Source organism: Sodalis sp. RH24, from assembly GCF_047324145.1.
GTDB lineage: Bacteria > Pseudomonadota > Gammaproteobacteria > Enterobacterales > Enterobacteriaceae > Acerihabitans.
Genome location: NZ_CP178729.1, coordinates 1,170,980 through 1,184,699 on the forward strand (window position 1 = coordinate 1,170,980; position 13,720 = coordinate 1,184,699).

Sequence of the window (13,720 nt, forward strand, 5' to 3'; positions counted from 1 at the left end):
ATAGTTACTTAAATGAAAACCGATTATACCCAACGTCATACCCTAAACCAAATCCTGATTGGTTGGTTTTGCTGTCCTGCACCTTCATTCCTGGCGGTGCATTCTCAAACCGTACCGTCATCTCTCCGTTGATGTTGTTTTGCCCAGGTTTGAGGTATTGGTTAGTGGTATTTGTGGATATGTTAGGGGCGGATTTTCCCTGGCCTTCTGCTGCAGCGTCTTCATCATCGCCAAAGAAATAATTCCAGCTTTTCCCAGCCACGCCCTTTATCTTGTCCATTCCGTTCATCACAGGCTCAATGTACGGGCGTATCCTCTCCCACATATTTTTAAACCAATCAACGATGGGCTCCCAGTTTTTGATGATCTGTCCAAGCGGCGTATAGTCGAGAAAGAGTTGTTTGATCACGCCAAATCCGGCCTCAAATACAGCCTTGGTTCCTTCCCAAAATTCTGAGAAAAACGCCTTAATACCGTTCCATGCATTGGTTGTGGCGATAACTACTTTAGGCCACATGTTTTCAAACCATGGACCGATGACGCCCCAGTTAGCCATGATAAGCCCAGCGCCCATAGCAATTACGCGGATCATCACACCAAGTGGACTCATGCCCATTGTTTTGCTCAGCAAGCCCATCGCTATATTGGCTCCGAACAAAGCCAGCTTAAAAGCCACAAAACCGGCAGCAAGCCCGACCACACCTCGGATTACTGCCGGATTAGCTGCGGCGAAATCACTGAACCGGGCGGCCATGTCGCCCATCCATTTAACTGTGTCTTTGGTATTCCCAGCGAATGCACCGCCAATTGCTGCCAGTCCATTCACTGCTGTGCCCGTCATGGCATCCCAGAGGTTAGTCAGTGTGCCTAGCTGCTCATCAACACGTTTTTGCAGGCTGGCCTGCTTTATCATTCTCTTGGCGATATCATCATAGCCAGCCTTGCCCTTATCAATCAGGGCGCCAAGCACCTGCAGCGTTTCCGCGTCATCGCCAAAAATCTGCTTTATGATGGTTGTTTTTTGCTTCGTCGTCAGAGACTGCAGCTTCTGCAGTTGCACGAACATATTGTCCAGGCCGCCAAATTCGCCCTTTCCGTTGGTAAAATCGAGCTTAATCCCTTTCCGGCTCAATAATTTATTGGCTGCATTCATTTTTTTACTGTCAAAACCTCCCTGGAATATTTTGCGGAGCGCATTCCCAGCCGCCTCTCCTTGCATCCCCATTTGGTCCATCATTACAGAGATTGGAGCCAGTGCCTTCGCGGCAGTAAGTCCATCTTTGCTAACCATTTTCATAACAGAACTGGTCTTGGTGAAAAATGCCAACATATTCGTGTCATCGACACCCATATAAAATGCGCGCTGGATGGTGTCAAAAAGCCCCATCATATCTTTAGAGGCGGTGCCGGTGGCATCCTGCATCTTTGCAGCAAATTCTGCGGCGTCTTCTGGCGTTTTCTTCAACTGAACAGCAAGGTAAGCCGACGCCTCGCCAACCCCGTTGAGAATATTCTCAGCCGGTATGCCCTGACGCACTAGCATTTGCATCATGTTCTGAAAATCAGCCGTCGTGCCTGGTAATTTATTGCCAAGACCTACAGCCAATTTATTGATTTTTTCAAACGAATCTCCGGTAGCCCCGGACGCATCCATCATCGCGACCTTAAGCCCAGTGGCCGCATTTTCCGTCTTGGCATAGGCTACCATCGCGCCAGTAAGCCCAGCAGCCAGGCCAGCCGCCATAGGGATGGCCCCCTCAGCGCCTTTACTGAGATTTTTGCGAAACGAGCGGATATTTTTTTGCATCCGGGTTAACGCCGGCGACAACCGGTCAACGCCAGTGATCAGCGCCTTTAACTGAAAGCTATCCGCCATTTTCTATCTCTCTTTCTATTCGATTGGCCTGTGATTCGAGCAACTCCAGAACCTGAAATTGCTCGTTTAACATATCGAGGGGATTGATTCGCCAGTATTTGGCGCAATTAAAATACCGCTCTACAATCCCTTCAGCCGTCAGGCCTGGAGGAAAAAACCCGCGACCATCCATCCTGCAGTGTTGAGGTCGGATGGCGACATCGTGTCTACCGAACTCGGCGGGACATTACCCAGGCGGGCGATATATTTTGCCACCACGCCGGCCAGCAATTTTACCGATTCATCCGGGTTCATCTGGTAGGGATAACCGATCTCGCGCACATCCTTACCGGTAGGGTCGCGCAAATCAATCTGGGAGATTTCCTCGCCATGGGCGCTAATTGGCGTTGTCAGTTCTAAAATCATTGATAAAATCCTTCTTCACCGTGGAATTCGAGATCCGCCGTACCCTCTTCCGCGTTATGGTTTGCCTCGTTATGTAACCAGGCGTTGGAGAGGACATACACCATGCCGTTTGCCAACTCTGCTGTAATTGTCATTGCTGAAGAGTCGGTGATTTTGCTAACGGGAAACTTTGCAGGAACCTTGAATGTGCCTTTGACATAGGGTGCACGCCAGGTCTCTTTCCGGTCCACAGACCCGTCCAAGCCGATCACGTCGTCATTAATTTTGGTATTCATCGGCACCTCAATACCACCCGTCAGGGATAATTGCTGTCCGTCGATTTTGAAATAACACGTCCCCGCGATACGTCCGCTCATTTATGCGTCCTCTTCGTTATATTGCAGACGGAACTGGTTTTTTACTGCCAGCACACGCAATTGGTTGATGTAATCAGGCGGGAACAGCACGTCAACGCGGTTAGGATTAGCAGTGTTGCGTTCCACGATGAGATATTGCTTAAACAGGTCGAAATTCTCGACAATACCGTCCCGCTCCATCTGGCGGTAAGTGGCGCACAATTCCCCCTTAATAACGGCCGGTGTAACAATGGCCTGGCCGTCACCGAACCGCGTACCGTCGTTTGCCAATTTGTGACGGGCATACTTACTGGTGATTACCGATCTCAGTTGGCGCAGCACGTAGGCGCTGGTATGCAACGTTTCGCTGTCCAGGTAGCTGTTGTCCGCATCGCCCAGGCTGTTCTTCTGATACGTCGTGATGTCGCGCTCAATGAACAGTGATCCGCTCTCCGCATACGCCGTGGCAATGCCATGGGTCAGCAGGGATTGTTTTTCGGGCAGGATAAAACGTTTACCAGCCGGCGCAGGCAATGTACCGTTGATTTTACCGGTCTGCGTCGGCCGGGCCGGGTCATTACGCAGGAATACCGCTGCGCGGGCCGTGCGAGCCGCCGCGAGCTCGTCGGCAGCGGTCAGGATACCCGGCTCATAGCCGGCGACTGTCAGATGCTGATCGTTGAGCGTGGAGCCGAACGCCACCAGCGTGGATAGATCGCCGATTTTGGCCGTATATACGTGGCCGTAAATCTGGCGGGCATAACTCCACCGGCCCGTGTCGTCGTTCATTTCCGCGCCAATGGTCGCCAGAGAGGCGCTATCGCTGAATGGGAACGCGATGTAATCAGCCATCTCATCACCGAGGCCAGAAATCGCAGCAGACAAATCAGGCGCACCCGTTCCGCTCGCCATTGCTGTGATGGTCACATTCAGCCCGGCGGGGGTAACCTCGCCACCCTCGGCGCCATAATAATTAAGAGTGATGGGAATTTGATTTCCAGTCAGCCCTTTATTTTTTGCCGTGACGGTAACCACGCCAGCCGCAGCGGCAGCGGTAACGGGTAAATCGCTCACCGCGTTGATTGCGGCAGCCAAAGCCGTTGCTACCGTAGCGGCTGCATCCAGGGCAACAACGACAACCTGCACCCGCGTAGAGCCGATGTAGACCGACAGCGTTCCTGACTCCGTGGCAGCGCTGGTAATCGTCAGTTTACCGTTAGCGGCGACTCCCGCAGTGGGTTCAGGCGTTGCAATCACCCAGAGCTCACCGAACGGATCTACAGCGCGGTAGGCGGAAACCATGCGCGCCAACTGGCTGCCACGGCCCGCCATGGTCTTAGCCTTGGTTTCCCCAGGCATGAGCGTTAGCGTATTGAGCGCCATAGTGGCGTTGGACAGCGGATGCGCGATGATCAGCGCTGGTCCTTCAGTTTGCGCCGTGTTGGCCGCGCTGTTGTCCATCTCCGCATAAAAAAGCGGGACCCGTATAGAGTCCGGGATTGCGTTAAAACTTACGCTGCTTGTCATTTTGCCGCCTCTTCAGTCGGAATTTCTGGATCGACAACCGCTTTGCTGTCTTTTTTGGTTGCTGTGGTTTGGTCAGTGTCAGCCTCAGATTCTACAATCGTCGGATTGGGTAAAGTCACATCACCTGCAGTTAGCCGGCGGTGCCAGTAGGTGCTTTCGGTGACATTCCGGCCCTCTTTGGGCAATAGGTCACCTCGAGCCGGATCGGGAACTGTCCGGCCCCTTACGGGTTTCACAAACATGAGATTTACTCGCTGGTTTGAATGTTGAGATGATGCTCGATGCGACCATCAGGGCCGTCGCCTGGCTCGATAAAATCTACTTTTATGTCGATGTTATTTAACTCAGAGAGCGCCTGAAGGTCGTCCCACTGCCGGGTGTCCTCTTCGCCCAATTCAAACCTGGCGGAAAACTCGAACTGGTAATATAGGCGGGCACGATCTATATCCAGCAGATTACCCCCCTCGTACTGGATAGGGTTGTAATCTGGCTCAGGCTGCCAACCTACGAGGGCACGGATAATTTCGGCGCGCAGCGTATGCACGGCGTCATAGGTTGCGGCCTGGCCCTTCTCATCGACATTATTTGCGACAATGATTACGGCAAATCCGTCTGTCACATCCTGCCAGTAATCCGTCTGGGATTTGTTTTCTCCGACGTTATCATCCAGGGGTATCACGTAGGCGGCCGGCAGCTTCATTTTTGCCGCTTCAGGAATAGGCTTAAATTCTGCCGCACCGGCCACCCGGCCTTCAAAAGTCCGGCACCGCAGCCTCAGGGCGGCGATTATCAGAGATAATTTCATATGCCAGTATCCTTACCAGGTTTTACCGAGTCGCGCAGAGCATTGAATAGCACCGTTTCGGACCATTCGCGCTTATTCAGTAGCGCCTGGGTCATGAAGTTTCCACGTGGCGCCATGCGCCAGCCATCACCGCCACTCGAACCTTTCTTGTGTTTTTTGTTTCGCCTGGCGCCGGCGCGAACCCCATAAAAGAGATAGGCAGGATAAAATTCCCCGTCGATGGGTTTTGAACCTTTACCGCGCTTCTGGTTTGGTGCGATCCGGACCATGAACCCCGGCCTGCTACCGGATGGACGAGGCACATAAAACCCTACCGATTTAGCCAGCGCGCCAGACTGAAAGCCGGGCATTTCGCCAGCCTTGGAGATAGCGCGGCGGGCCACAATCCGCCGGGACTCTGCCAATAGCTTTTGCCCTATGGAGACAAACGCCCGCCGCACCCGTGCTTTGTTAAATGTCACGGTTTCGGCATTGGGGAAATCTACGTGCAGGTACATGCCGGACGTAGAATCAAATAATGCCATCGTCTACCCCCAACTCTTCGGCGCTGACAACAAGGAATTGCTTTTTCCCGTTGAGCCCCACCGTGCCCTTAACCCTATAAGCCAAGCCATCGATCACTATTTCATAATCAGTGGTGATGCCTTCTCGGTAGCGGATAATGATTTTGTGCGTAACGGCGTTATCAATCTGCTCACTACCGATGCGCACCGATTCACCCACCGGCGCCAGGCGGCACCAGGTGCGAAACATTTCGGTATAAACTGCCTGAACTCCCACCGTGCCGTCGTCCGTCGGCACATCTTCCCTCGTACGAAACAACGCCCGCTTATCAAGTTCGCCAATAGTCGGGTTACGGAATACCCCGGCGATTTCAACCTGGCGTCGCTGCGTCATGTTCCAAGGATCCGGTAAGGTTGAAGGAGATATTTAAAGGCCATAGGGACTTCTGATTGCTCGAAATCGGTGACGGAGCTGCGATGTTCGTACCAGTGCCCAATGATTTGGAGCATGGCCAGCCGCATAGCATCATTAAGTAAAATACCCTCCAGATCGAGATCTGGCACGACGTCGGCATAAATAGTGCGGTTCATAAAAGCCATTGCCCGCGCCTCGGCGGCGCCGGCTAAGAGCATCAAAAGCTCATCCTCGTCAGTAATGTCACTGTCGATTCGGCATTGTGCTTTTATTTGGGCAAGCGTCAGCAACATGGCGTCACCTTATTTGGTTTTCGCCTTAGCCTTAGCATCAGCCTCGGCCGGGGCATTTTCCTCAGCAGTTCCAGTTTCAACCGGTTTTTCTGCCGCTACATCAGCCGCCACCTCAGTGACCACCTCGGCATAACCCTTTTTGATCAACTCCCGACCGTGCTGTTCGAGCGTTTCAAACTCCTGGCCCGCCAGCACAACATCACGGTTTAAATAAATGGGCTTTATCGCTGTCATTTTCATGATTCAATCCAGAAAAAAGCAGCCCGAAGGCTGCTATAGATGTAATTACTGGCCGGAGACTGGCGGGGTAAAGGTGCCATAAATAAAGGCTTCCGGGCGTTTCACTGCCAGCGCTAGACGTTCCTCACAACGAATTGAGATCATGTTCTTCTCGAAGTCGTCGGCGTTTTCAGTACTAATCACCACGTTGGCATCTTCTCGATCGAAGATTTGCGCCGCGCTGCTGAATGCCCCGCACAGGAATTTACCCTGGAACGCGGCTGCCTCAGTGGCCACCACCGGCATACCCCACAAAGTCGGACCAGTAAGTGATGCTGGATTGGAAAGGATATAGCGGCCCAGAGTGTCCTTGGTCAGTTCGATCTTGGCCCAGTCGATAAAGTGCAGAACATGGCCGTCACAGGGCACACGTGCCAGTTGAACCTGCAGCATCGCCAGGCGCAAATCATCGATCCCGTTTTGCTGGGCAACCTCGAATGCAGGGGCATATGCGGTTGCCTGCGGCACAATGCCATCCAGATGCACGCCGGTACCGTCGCCGAACAGGATTTCCTGCTCTTCGACGTATTTCAGGCCGTAACGCAGTTCAACATCCACGTTGGATTGCAATTGCGGCATATCGTCCAAAATCTGCTTTGCGGCCTTGAACATATGAGCAATAGTGCGCACCGGCGTGATTTTTTCAGCATACTGAATATCACTGTACGGCTTAGCGGTGTTTTCAGCGACCACCCGAGCGTTATTGGTAAATCCGGTTTGTTGTACCCAGTAAATGGTATTGGAGATCGTGCGGCCCGGCGCAATCAGATCCCGGATAAACAGGCGCTGTTTCAGCCGTTCCAGAATACCGGGTTGACGATCCACCGGAACAATCTGCCCAGGGATGTTTACCGACAATAGCGCGGCATTCACCGGGATATTGACGCGCTTACCCCCTTCGATGCTGGCGGCAAATGCCTTCAGCGCTTCGGAGCTGACCACGGTCGAACCGATGGTTTCGATAACCGTTTTGGCGTTCGCCAGCGGCATTTGCGCCACATGCTGCTCCAGATCACCCAGTGCCGCTTTAAGAGTTTTTTCCGCTTCACGCAGCGCGTTAAGTTCCGCCGCCATTTTATCAACGGATTCTTTCGTCTGGGCGGACAATTTCCCAGAATTACGAGCCTCTGAGAGCGCCTCCTCCGCCTTTGCGTTGAATTTGCCGGTGGCATCATTGATGCTCGCGGTGACTTGCTTTAGGACATCATTTACTTCAGACATAGTTTCTCCAGAATTATTGGCACGCCGCCGTCAGGCCGCTTAAAGCAGCTTTCAGACTGGCTAAGGTTTCATTTTCGATATTGGTAGCGCTCGGCGTACCGGAGGTATCGGGCTCAGCGCCTGGCGTGAGCCCCGTTAAAGCTTTAAGTAATTTGCGGCGCTCGGCGCGCGGGGTGTTGGTCTTTGCCAGCAACGCATCCAGTTTGCGCAGCGCGGCGGCGGGGCTGTTGTCGCCGTTCTCAATTTCATCAGCTGGTAGCAAGTGATCGGCAAAGCCTTTCTCAACCGCGTCGCTACCAGAAATATAGGTTTCGTTATCCATCATGGTGGCCACGTCATCAGCGGCAAGGCCGCTACGGGCGGTATAGATATCTGCCATGGCTTTATCAAACGGCTCCATATCCGCCGCGGCGCGGATCAGGTCGTTGCGATTCCCCATCACCGCGACCCAACAATTATGGATCATCAGGAAGGCGCCACGCCCGATTTGCACCTCGTCGCCGGCCATGGCAATAACTGATGCGGCGGAGGCGGCGATACCCATCACTTTGACTGTAACTTTCCCGCTGTGCTCGCGCAGCAGGTTGTAAATGGCCAGACCCTCGAACATATCGCCACCGGGGGAATTGATGTTAACGGTTACGTCTTTGCCATCCATGGACCGTAGCGCACCAGCTATACGGTTAGCGGTCACGCCGTCGCCCCAGAAGTCCTGGCCGATGATGTCAAAAATAGAAATAGTGTTATCGGAAGTGCTGGCCGCCTTCACTCCGCCGTTCCAGCGGTCCATCGCGCCAGGTACCAGCTCACAGGATACCCGCGCGCAGGGGCGCCCCGCCGGCGCCGCCGGAAGGCTTTTAATTGTCATGAGATTTACTCCAGATTATGCGATGTTGCTGCCTTGATTCTGTGGGGACGAATGGCGTTCCGGGAATAGCCATGACTCCATGGCTGCGCGGGCCTGTTCTCCGTTTGTGGTGGGCTCTTTACCCAGTTGATCAAGTGGTGTCAGGTTGAGCTGAACAGTGTAGATATCGCCACCATCGATGGGCGGCATATTTTCCAGACGCCTGACGTCGTTACGGCTCATCCAGCCATTTTGCAATGCACTAGTGTAATAAGCGGCCCGCCCAGCACTGTCCGCACGCAAAAGCCCCTCCACGGAGAATTCGGCATAATAGTCCTCATCGTGGTTTAACATGCAACGGGAGATTTCTTGCTCAATGTTTACCAGCAGCGGCGTAAGCGTATGGGTCAGAAACTGCATATTCATACCATCAACGCTTGACGCCCAACTGCTTTGCTTATCCGCGTGCCCCACCATAAAGGGAGGAACCCGGAACCAGCGGCATATTTCCTCAATGCTATACGCGCGAGTTTGCAACATTTGCGCGGCTTCTGGGTTCATGGTGATACTTTGATAGCCCATATCGGCTTCAAGGACCATTGTTTTCCATGAATTATCGGACCCCCTGAAATTTTGGAGGCTATCGCGTATTTGCTTCCGTTGTTCCGGTTTTAACAAATCTTTTGAGGTTATGAATCCAGATGTCTGAAGGCCATTTTTAAAAAACTTTCCAGCCGATTCTTCTACAGCCAGGGCTGAACCAATGACATCCCGTCCCGTATGCGTCGGGATCATTCCACACACCCCATCGAGCCCAAAGCCTCGGATGTGCATCATGCGATCGACGGGTATCACGCGCTTACCGTTGATAATATCGGTATAGGTGTACTGCAGTTGGCCGTTATCCAACCGCTTTACATCCATGCCTTGCGGCAGTAAAGGGACCAGTGAGACCACTTTGCTGCCGATCATCAATTTTTCGACATATGCGTTACCGCGCAGACAGATGCTGGCCACCACCATTAGCATAAAACGGTGGGGCGTCATTTCTGTGTTGGGTTGTCTGCATAATACTTTGTAAGCCGGATGATCCTGCGCCAATTTCCTGGACCCGTCAGCCTGCCGGCTGTAAACCTTGAGAGGAAGTGTTGATATGGTGTCGCTCAACAACTTGACGCATGCCCACACGGCTGATAATTGCATGGCTCTTTGGGCAGTGACCGTCTGTCCGCTGCTGCTCGTTCCATTCCACTCCTGCCAAAATTCCCCCGTGGTAAGTCCAATCGGCAGCCCAAACCAGTTAACCAGGGCGGTTCTGAACTTCCCCAACTTTCGTTTTTGTTCCATCAGAAGCCTACTATTATCGGGTTGCTCAGGTAGCCGTCCATATCGCCTTTGGTGTCAGGCAGCATGGCCCGGCCAATCGCCATCATCAGCGCAACCGCACCATCAATTTTATTTTCGGCCGCCTGCTTGATAGGTTTGACGACATCGTCATTACCGGGAATGTTTTTGCCAATAACGTTACTGATACACCAGGTCATTATTGGGTTGCCATCGTGGTGGAAGCGGCCAGACTCGATCGCCGCCTCCAACTCCTTCATTGGGTCGCTCATGTTGGTGTAGTTCTGCACGATGATTATCGGGTTCAGCGCTTCATCGGCCAGCATGTGGGATAGCCCGGTGGCGCCGAATGGGTCGATTGCCGTTTCCTCAACAGGATTAAGCAAATTTGCCGCCTTTGTTTCTTCCAGTATGTAGCGGTAATCCACCTCCGCACCGTCAGTCGCGGTCAGCAGTTTCATGTTTACCCATTTTTGGAAACGCTCAGCACTACGCTGATCGTCAATGTCTGCGCTGTAAACAGTGTCGTATGGAACCCAGAACCTTGGCGCAATACAGTAATAATGTCGTTTCCCGTCGATATCTCGCGTGAATAGGCGCGCCATGCTATTCATGTCCAGCTTTCGCGCCAGGTCAAGAGCGAGTACGCAGGGTTGCCCTTCAAACTGCTCCAACGTCAGTGTGCTGTCCTCGCATTCACGCCAACTAACCATGTTATAAAATGTAGCCTTTGCCGAGACCCAGATATTCAGATGTTTGGTTTTGAAAATATTGGCCTGGCGGGCGTTGTTCATGGCGCGCTGCTGCTGACTGAGCAAAAACTCGCTGTAGACCGAGACCCCCATATTGGGATTTGCCTTCCGCAGCACGTCAGGAGATGTCCAGTCGTCTCCGTCATCCACCGTATAAATCAGACCAAACAGTTCATCGTTGGGCACTGTGGCATTAAGCATCTCAATGACTTCGCGGCGTTTGTCGTAACAAGGCCCTTCGATGTTATAGCCAGCCGTAGTGATTGCCCACATTAACGGCTGCCTCCGTGAACCCATGCCAGTCAACATGGTGGAATAAAGCGCGTCGCTTTCATGTTCGTGATACTCATCGACAATCGCGCAATGCGGAGAGGCGCCATCCCCCGGTTTACCGATAACCGGTTCGAACCTTGCGCCATCCTCATGCCGGCTAAGATTCGATGCGTTGACCTCGATACCGAACGCCTCCACCAGCATAGGCGTACGTACGCACATCAACCGTGCCGGCCGGAATACTTCCCAAGCTTGTTTCTCGGTGGTAGCCCCGGAATAGACCTCCGCGCCAAATTCGTTATCACAGGTGAAGCAAAATAGGCCGACGCCAGAAGAGATCACCGATTTACCATTTTTCCTTGGGATCTCGGTGTACACCTCGCGGAATCGCCGGAGCTTGGTCCCCTTTTGCGCCCAACCAAAGACTGAACAAACAATAAAAAGCTGCCATGGCTCCAGCGTAATAGGCATGCGCTTGTAGGCCCACTCCCCCTTGGTGTGGGGCAATAGCTGGATGAATCTTGCTGCCCTTTCGGCCAGATCTTTATCAAACCGAAAGCGGAATTTTTTGCTCTTCTCAGCGGCCAGATCGTCAATATGGCGCTGGCAGGCGTCTATAACATACCGGCAGGCAACAATCTTGCCGCGCACGACCTCGCGGGCATATTGATTAGCCGCATTGACGTTTGGGTAAGATTTTCGGCTCACGGTGTGATCATCCTGATGAATGGGTTCGAAGTTTTGGCTTTTCCGGCCAGGCCGATTAGTCGCTGGCGGCTGCTGGGGTCCAACCCAAGCATTGAGCCGGTGGCGTTCATTTCTGATTCCTGCTCTTTTTTAGCGGTAAGCTCAGGATTTTTTATCGGGCCACCGGTTGCGCCGGTGACGGTATTACCTTGCGTCGCAATATTCTTAACAGCCCGGCGCCAAAACTCATAAGCCACGCACCAGCGTTCCAGCACGGATAAATCAGTGACGCAAAGGATCCCCTGGCCGCATAACTCTGTTGTGGTCATTTGCCACATCACTACAGCCAATGGCAGTTTGTCTTCGATTAACCATTCCGGCGGTTCTACACTCTTGATCTGGGTAAATGCCGGCTCATCCTTGTTCAGGCTCCTCTTGCCGGGATTACCAGCCAGTTCTTTGCGGGCGGTAGGCTTGGCGCGACGCCCGGAACGGCCTGTCGCTCCAGCCATAATCGCTCCAGTTTTAATTTCATTTTTCGCGGGTATAAAAATCAAAGGGGGCGGGCAGTACGGAAAGCAGTAGCCCCTGAACTTTTTCCCCGCCCTCCCCTTGATTGATGATATCAATTCTCATCTGAAAGCGGTTTTCTCTCAATCTTTCCATAATTGATATTCATTCTCTTTTGAGTCGTTCTCTCGCCGTCTTCGCTTTGTGGCAAGGCCAGCATAGGCTTTCGAGATTGCTATCCTCATCAGTGCCGCCATGTGCCTTTGGTTTGATGTGGTCAACGCATTTGGCTTCGGTCGCCCTTCCCTGCCTTAGGCACTCCTGACAGAGATAACTATCGCGCTTGAGTATCTGCGGACGAATTATGTCCCATGTCCGCCCATAGCCGCGCTGCTGCCTGGTCATGCCTGGCTTGTAATTGCTCCAGCCTTCTCCGCGATGCGATTCACAATAACCGGATGGGTCGATGGTGGTGCTTGAGCAACCTTTCTTGCGGCAGGCGCGAGGTATACGGGCTGGCATTGGTGCTCCTGAATATAAAAAGCCATCAGCAACCATGCCCAGGGTGGGCTGAAAGGAGTTGATAATGACTTTGCTTGCGCATTAACTTTGGTTCTCATTGAAAACCAATGTTAATACGTTACTATTAGACTAATTTTTTTAAATACTCTCTTGTTTAAATATCAACTTACTTTGAGTGGTTTAAGCGTGACCCCATAATGACCTTGTTTTGACCCGTGGCCGCTCACAGCAAAATAGCCTCTAAGCTCATACCCTCCTACATTCCAATATAAATGATTATCGACAGTCCCTTCAATATTAATTGAAAGGGCTATGCATTTCCATATTGTTGGTTTTTCGCCTGCATCTAAAGGTTCAAGCTCTTCCAGCCAAATAGAAATACTTGACACTTTCACATTGGTATCAGGATTAATTCCAGAATAAAATTCTATTTCCTCTGATTCAAACCTAAGATTCAAGTAAATTTTTGAATCTATCCTTTTTGATAAAAAAATATTTAATTTTTTTAGATCGTCACTGAATGGTTTTAATACTAATGTTTGAAGATGGGCATTCCTTTTAGGGAAAGAATTTTCTCTTGAAACCCTATATGCTTGCCAAGCATAAAAAGTTCCCACCATTGAAATTATAACTCCAATTACCGCAACATAATCGCTCAAGCTCATAATAATAATCACTTAAGATGATAGCTAACAACACATCATAAACAATATTATGAGCTTTAACACTGACTAATAGTAAAAATTTGGATTCTGTTATGTAGAAGGTTGTGCTACGGCACGTACAAGTGCCATGATGCCGGTTTGAATATCGGTCTTACCGATAGCAGCCCAGCGCTTTGGCTCAGCCGCGGTGAAACGCCGGAATTCTTGCGCTTCGTCCGATGCGCCCTGATTTACGTTGAAGCCAGTTCCATGCTGTGCGTCACAAGCGTTCGCCAGTTTTACTTCATAATCGGTATCCAGCCGGCCAGCCAACTCGGCCTGTAGAGCCAGCAACTCAGCGCCCTTAGCCTTGATGCGGTTCATTAAGTCGATTTCTGCCTGGTTGAGTTCGCGATAGCCGGTGATCTTCTTATGTTGATTATCCATTGGTACCTCGTTACTGGGGATTAGTGCCACACACC

At 51.9% G+C, this 13,720-nt stretch carries 17 protein-coding genes and 1 pseudogene; all 18 read right to left on the minus strand.

The window, feature by feature from the left end; translation table 11 throughout:
- Positions 1 to 4: 4 nt before the first annotated feature.
- Positions 5 to 1,876 carry a phage tail tape measure protein gene (locus ACL2XG_RS05310; protein ID WP_413722697.1) on the minus strand — a complete coding sequence of 624 codons (1,872 nt, stop codon included), beginning with the start codon at positions 1,874 to 1,876 and terminating at the stop codon, positions 5 to 7.
- Positions 1,877 to 2,014: 138 nt separating this feature from the next.
- A complete protein-coding gene (locus tag ACL2XG_RS05315) occupies positions 2,015 to 2,281 on the minus strand; it encodes a phage tail assembly protein (RefSeq protein WP_413722696.1) in 267 nt (88 codons plus the stop codon).
- Positions 2,278 to 2,637: a phage tail tube protein gene (locus ACL2XG_RS05320; protein WP_413722695.1), complete on the minus strand. Its 360-nt coding sequence runs from the start codon at positions 2,635 to 2,637 to the stop codon at positions 2,278 to 2,280. Before ACL2XG_RS05320 ends, ACL2XG_RS05315 begins: the two co-directional genes overlap by 4 nt.
- Positions 2,638 to 4,143: a phage tail sheath subtilisin-like domain-containing protein gene (locus ACL2XG_RS05325; RefSeq protein ID WP_413722694.1), complete on the minus strand. Its 1,506-nt coding sequence runs from the start codon at positions 4,141 to 4,143 to the stop codon at positions 2,638 to 2,640. It abuts the gene before it with no gap.
- A 95-nt stretch (positions 4,144 to 4,238) separates the two neighbouring features.
- A pseudogene (locus tag ACL2XG_RS05330) lies at positions 4,239 to 4,385 on the minus strand (DUF2635 domain-containing protein); the annotation flags it as partial.
- A 5-nt stretch (positions 4,386 to 4,390) separates the two neighbouring features.
- A complete protein-coding gene (locus ACL2XG_RS05335) occupies positions 4,391 to 4,948 on the minus strand; it encodes a hypothetical protein (RefSeq protein ID WP_413722693.1) in 558 nt (185 codons plus the stop codon).
- Entirely contained in the window at positions 4,945 to 5,472 is a 528-nt protein-coding gene (locus ACL2XG_RS05340) for a hypothetical protein (protein WP_413722692.1), read from the minus strand. The genes ACL2XG_RS05335 and ACL2XG_RS05340 overlap by 4 nt, the downstream gene beginning before the upstream one ends.
- The gene (locus tag ACL2XG_RS05345; protein WP_413722691.1) at positions 5,459 to 5,845 is read right to left on the minus strand and encodes a phage head closure protein; all 387 of its coding nucleotides are present in this window, start codon (positions 5,843 to 5,845) and stop codon (positions 5,459 to 5,461) included. Before ACL2XG_RS05345 ends, ACL2XG_RS05340 begins: the two co-directional genes overlap by 14 nt.
- Entirely contained in the window at positions 5,842 to 6,159 is a 318-nt protein-coding gene (locus ACL2XG_RS05350; protein WP_413722690.1) for a head-tail connector protein, read from the minus strand. The genes ACL2XG_RS05345 and ACL2XG_RS05350 overlap by 4 nt, the downstream gene beginning before the upstream one ends.
- Before the next feature lie 9 nt (positions 6,160 to 6,168).
- Positions 6,169 to 6,399 carry a hypothetical protein gene (locus tag ACL2XG_RS05355; RefSeq protein WP_413722689.1) on the minus strand — a complete coding sequence of 77 codons (231 nt, stop codon included), beginning with the start codon at positions 6,397 to 6,399 and terminating at the stop codon, positions 6,169 to 6,171.
- Positions 6,400 to 6,444: 45 nt separating this feature from the next.
- Positions 6,445 to 7,659 carry a phage major capsid protein gene (locus ACL2XG_RS05360; RefSeq protein WP_413722688.1) on the minus strand — a complete coding sequence of 405 codons (1,215 nt, stop codon included), beginning with the start codon at positions 7,657 to 7,659 and terminating at the stop codon, positions 6,445 to 6,447.
- A 13-nt stretch (positions 7,660 to 7,672) separates the two neighbouring features.
- The gene (locus ACL2XG_RS05365) at positions 7,673 to 8,527 is read right to left on the minus strand and encodes a head maturation protease, ClpP-related (protein WP_413722687.1); all 855 of its coding nucleotides are present in this window, start codon (positions 8,525 to 8,527) and stop codon (positions 7,673 to 7,675) included.
- Between the two features lie 15 nt (positions 8,528 to 8,542).
- Positions 8,543 to 9,853, minus strand: coding sequence for a phage portal protein (locus ACL2XG_RS05370; RefSeq protein ID WP_413722686.1), 1,311 nt, complete (start codon positions 9,851 to 9,853; stop codon positions 8,543 to 8,545).
- A complete protein-coding gene (locus tag ACL2XG_RS05375; protein WP_413722685.1) occupies positions 9,853 to 11,583 on the minus strand; it encodes a terminase large subunit in 1,731 nt (576 codons plus the stop codon). Before ACL2XG_RS05375 ends, ACL2XG_RS05370 begins: the two co-directional genes overlap by 1 nt.
- Positions 11,580 to 12,074, minus strand: a complete 495-nt coding sequence (locus ACL2XG_RS05380; protein ID WP_413722684.1) for a phage terminase small subunit P27 family — start codon at positions 12,072 to 12,074, stop codon at positions 11,580 to 11,582. The genes ACL2XG_RS05375 and ACL2XG_RS05380 overlap by 4 nt, the downstream gene beginning before the upstream one ends.
- Positions 12,075 to 12,237: 163 nt before the next feature.
- Positions 12,238 to 12,594, minus strand: coding sequence for an HNH endonuclease (locus ACL2XG_RS05385; protein WP_413722683.1), 357 nt, complete (start codon positions 12,592 to 12,594; stop codon positions 12,238 to 12,240).
- Between the two features lie 161 nt (positions 12,595 to 12,755).
- The gene (locus ACL2XG_RS05390; RefSeq protein ID WP_413722682.1) at positions 12,756 to 13,259 is read right to left on the minus strand and encodes a hypothetical protein; all 504 of its coding nucleotides are present in this window, start codon (positions 13,257 to 13,259) and stop codon (positions 12,756 to 12,758) included.
- 90 nt (positions 13,260 to 13,349) lie between these two features.
- Positions 13,350 to 13,685, minus strand: a complete 336-nt coding sequence (locus tag ACL2XG_RS05395) for a hypothetical protein (RefSeq protein WP_413722681.1) — start codon at positions 13,683 to 13,685, stop codon at positions 13,350 to 13,352.
- Positions 13,686 to 13,720 lie beyond the last annotated feature (35 nt).

Coding starts and splice junctions, on each gene's coding strand:
- ACL2XG_RS05310 (WP_413722697.1), bottom strand. CDS start 1,876: ATGGCGGATAGCTTTCAGTTAAAGGCGCTGATCACTGGCGTTGACCGG.
- ACL2XG_RS05315 (WP_413722696.1), bottom strand. CDS start 2,281: ATGATTTTAGAACTGACAACGCCAATTAGCGCCCATGGCGAGGAAATC.
- ACL2XG_RS05320 (WP_413722695.1), bottom strand. CDS start 2,637: ATGAGCGGACGTATCGCGGGGACGTGTTATTTCAAAATCGACGGACAG.
- ACL2XG_RS05325 (WP_413722694.1), bottom strand. CDS start 4,143: ATGACAAGCAGCGTAAGTTTTAACGCAATCCCGGACTCTATACGGGTC.
- ACL2XG_RS05335 (WP_413722693.1), bottom strand. CDS start 4,948: ATGAAATTATCTCTGATAATCGCCGCCCTGAGGCTGCGGTGCCGGACT.
- ACL2XG_RS05340 (WP_413722692.1), bottom strand. CDS start 5,472: ATGGCATTATTTGATTCTACGTCCGGCATGTACCTGCACGTAGATTTC.
- ACL2XG_RS05345 (WP_413722691.1), bottom strand. CDS start 5,845: ATGACGCAGCGACGCCAGGTTGAAATCGCCGGGGTATTCCGTAACCCG.
- ACL2XG_RS05350 (WP_413722690.1), bottom strand. CDS start 6,159: ATGTTGCTGACGCTTGCCCAAATAAAAGCACAATGCCGAATCGACAGT.
- ACL2XG_RS05355 (WP_413722689.1), bottom strand. CDS start 6,399: ATGAAAATGACAGCGATAAAGCCCATTTATTTAAACCGTGATGTTGTG.
- ACL2XG_RS05360 (WP_413722688.1), bottom strand. CDS start 7,659: ATGTCTGAAGTAAATGATGTCCTAAAGCAAGTCACCGCGAGCATCAAT.
- ACL2XG_RS05365 (WP_413722687.1), bottom strand. CDS start 8,527: ATGACAATTAAAAGCCTTCCGGCGGCGCCGGCGGGGCGCCCCTGCGCG.
- ACL2XG_RS05370 (WP_413722686.1), bottom strand. CDS start 9,853: ATGGAACAAAAACGAAAGTTGGGGAAGTTCAGAACCGCCCTGGTTAAC.
- ACL2XG_RS05380 (WP_413722684.1), bottom strand. CDS start 12,074: ATGGCTGGAGCGACAGGCCGTTCCGGGCGTCGCGCCAAGCCTACCGCC.
- ACL2XG_RS05385 (WP_413722683.1), bottom strand. CDS start 12,594: ATGCCAGCCCGTATACCTCGCGCCTGCCGCAAGAAAGGTTGCTCAAGC.
- ACL2XG_RS05390 (WP_413722682.1), bottom strand. CDS start 13,259: ATGAGCTTGAGCGATTATGTTGCGGTAATTGGAGTTATAATTTCAATG.
- ACL2XG_RS05395 (WP_413722681.1), bottom strand. CDS start 13,685: ATGGATAATCAACATAAGAAGATCACCGGCTATCGCGAACTCAACCAG.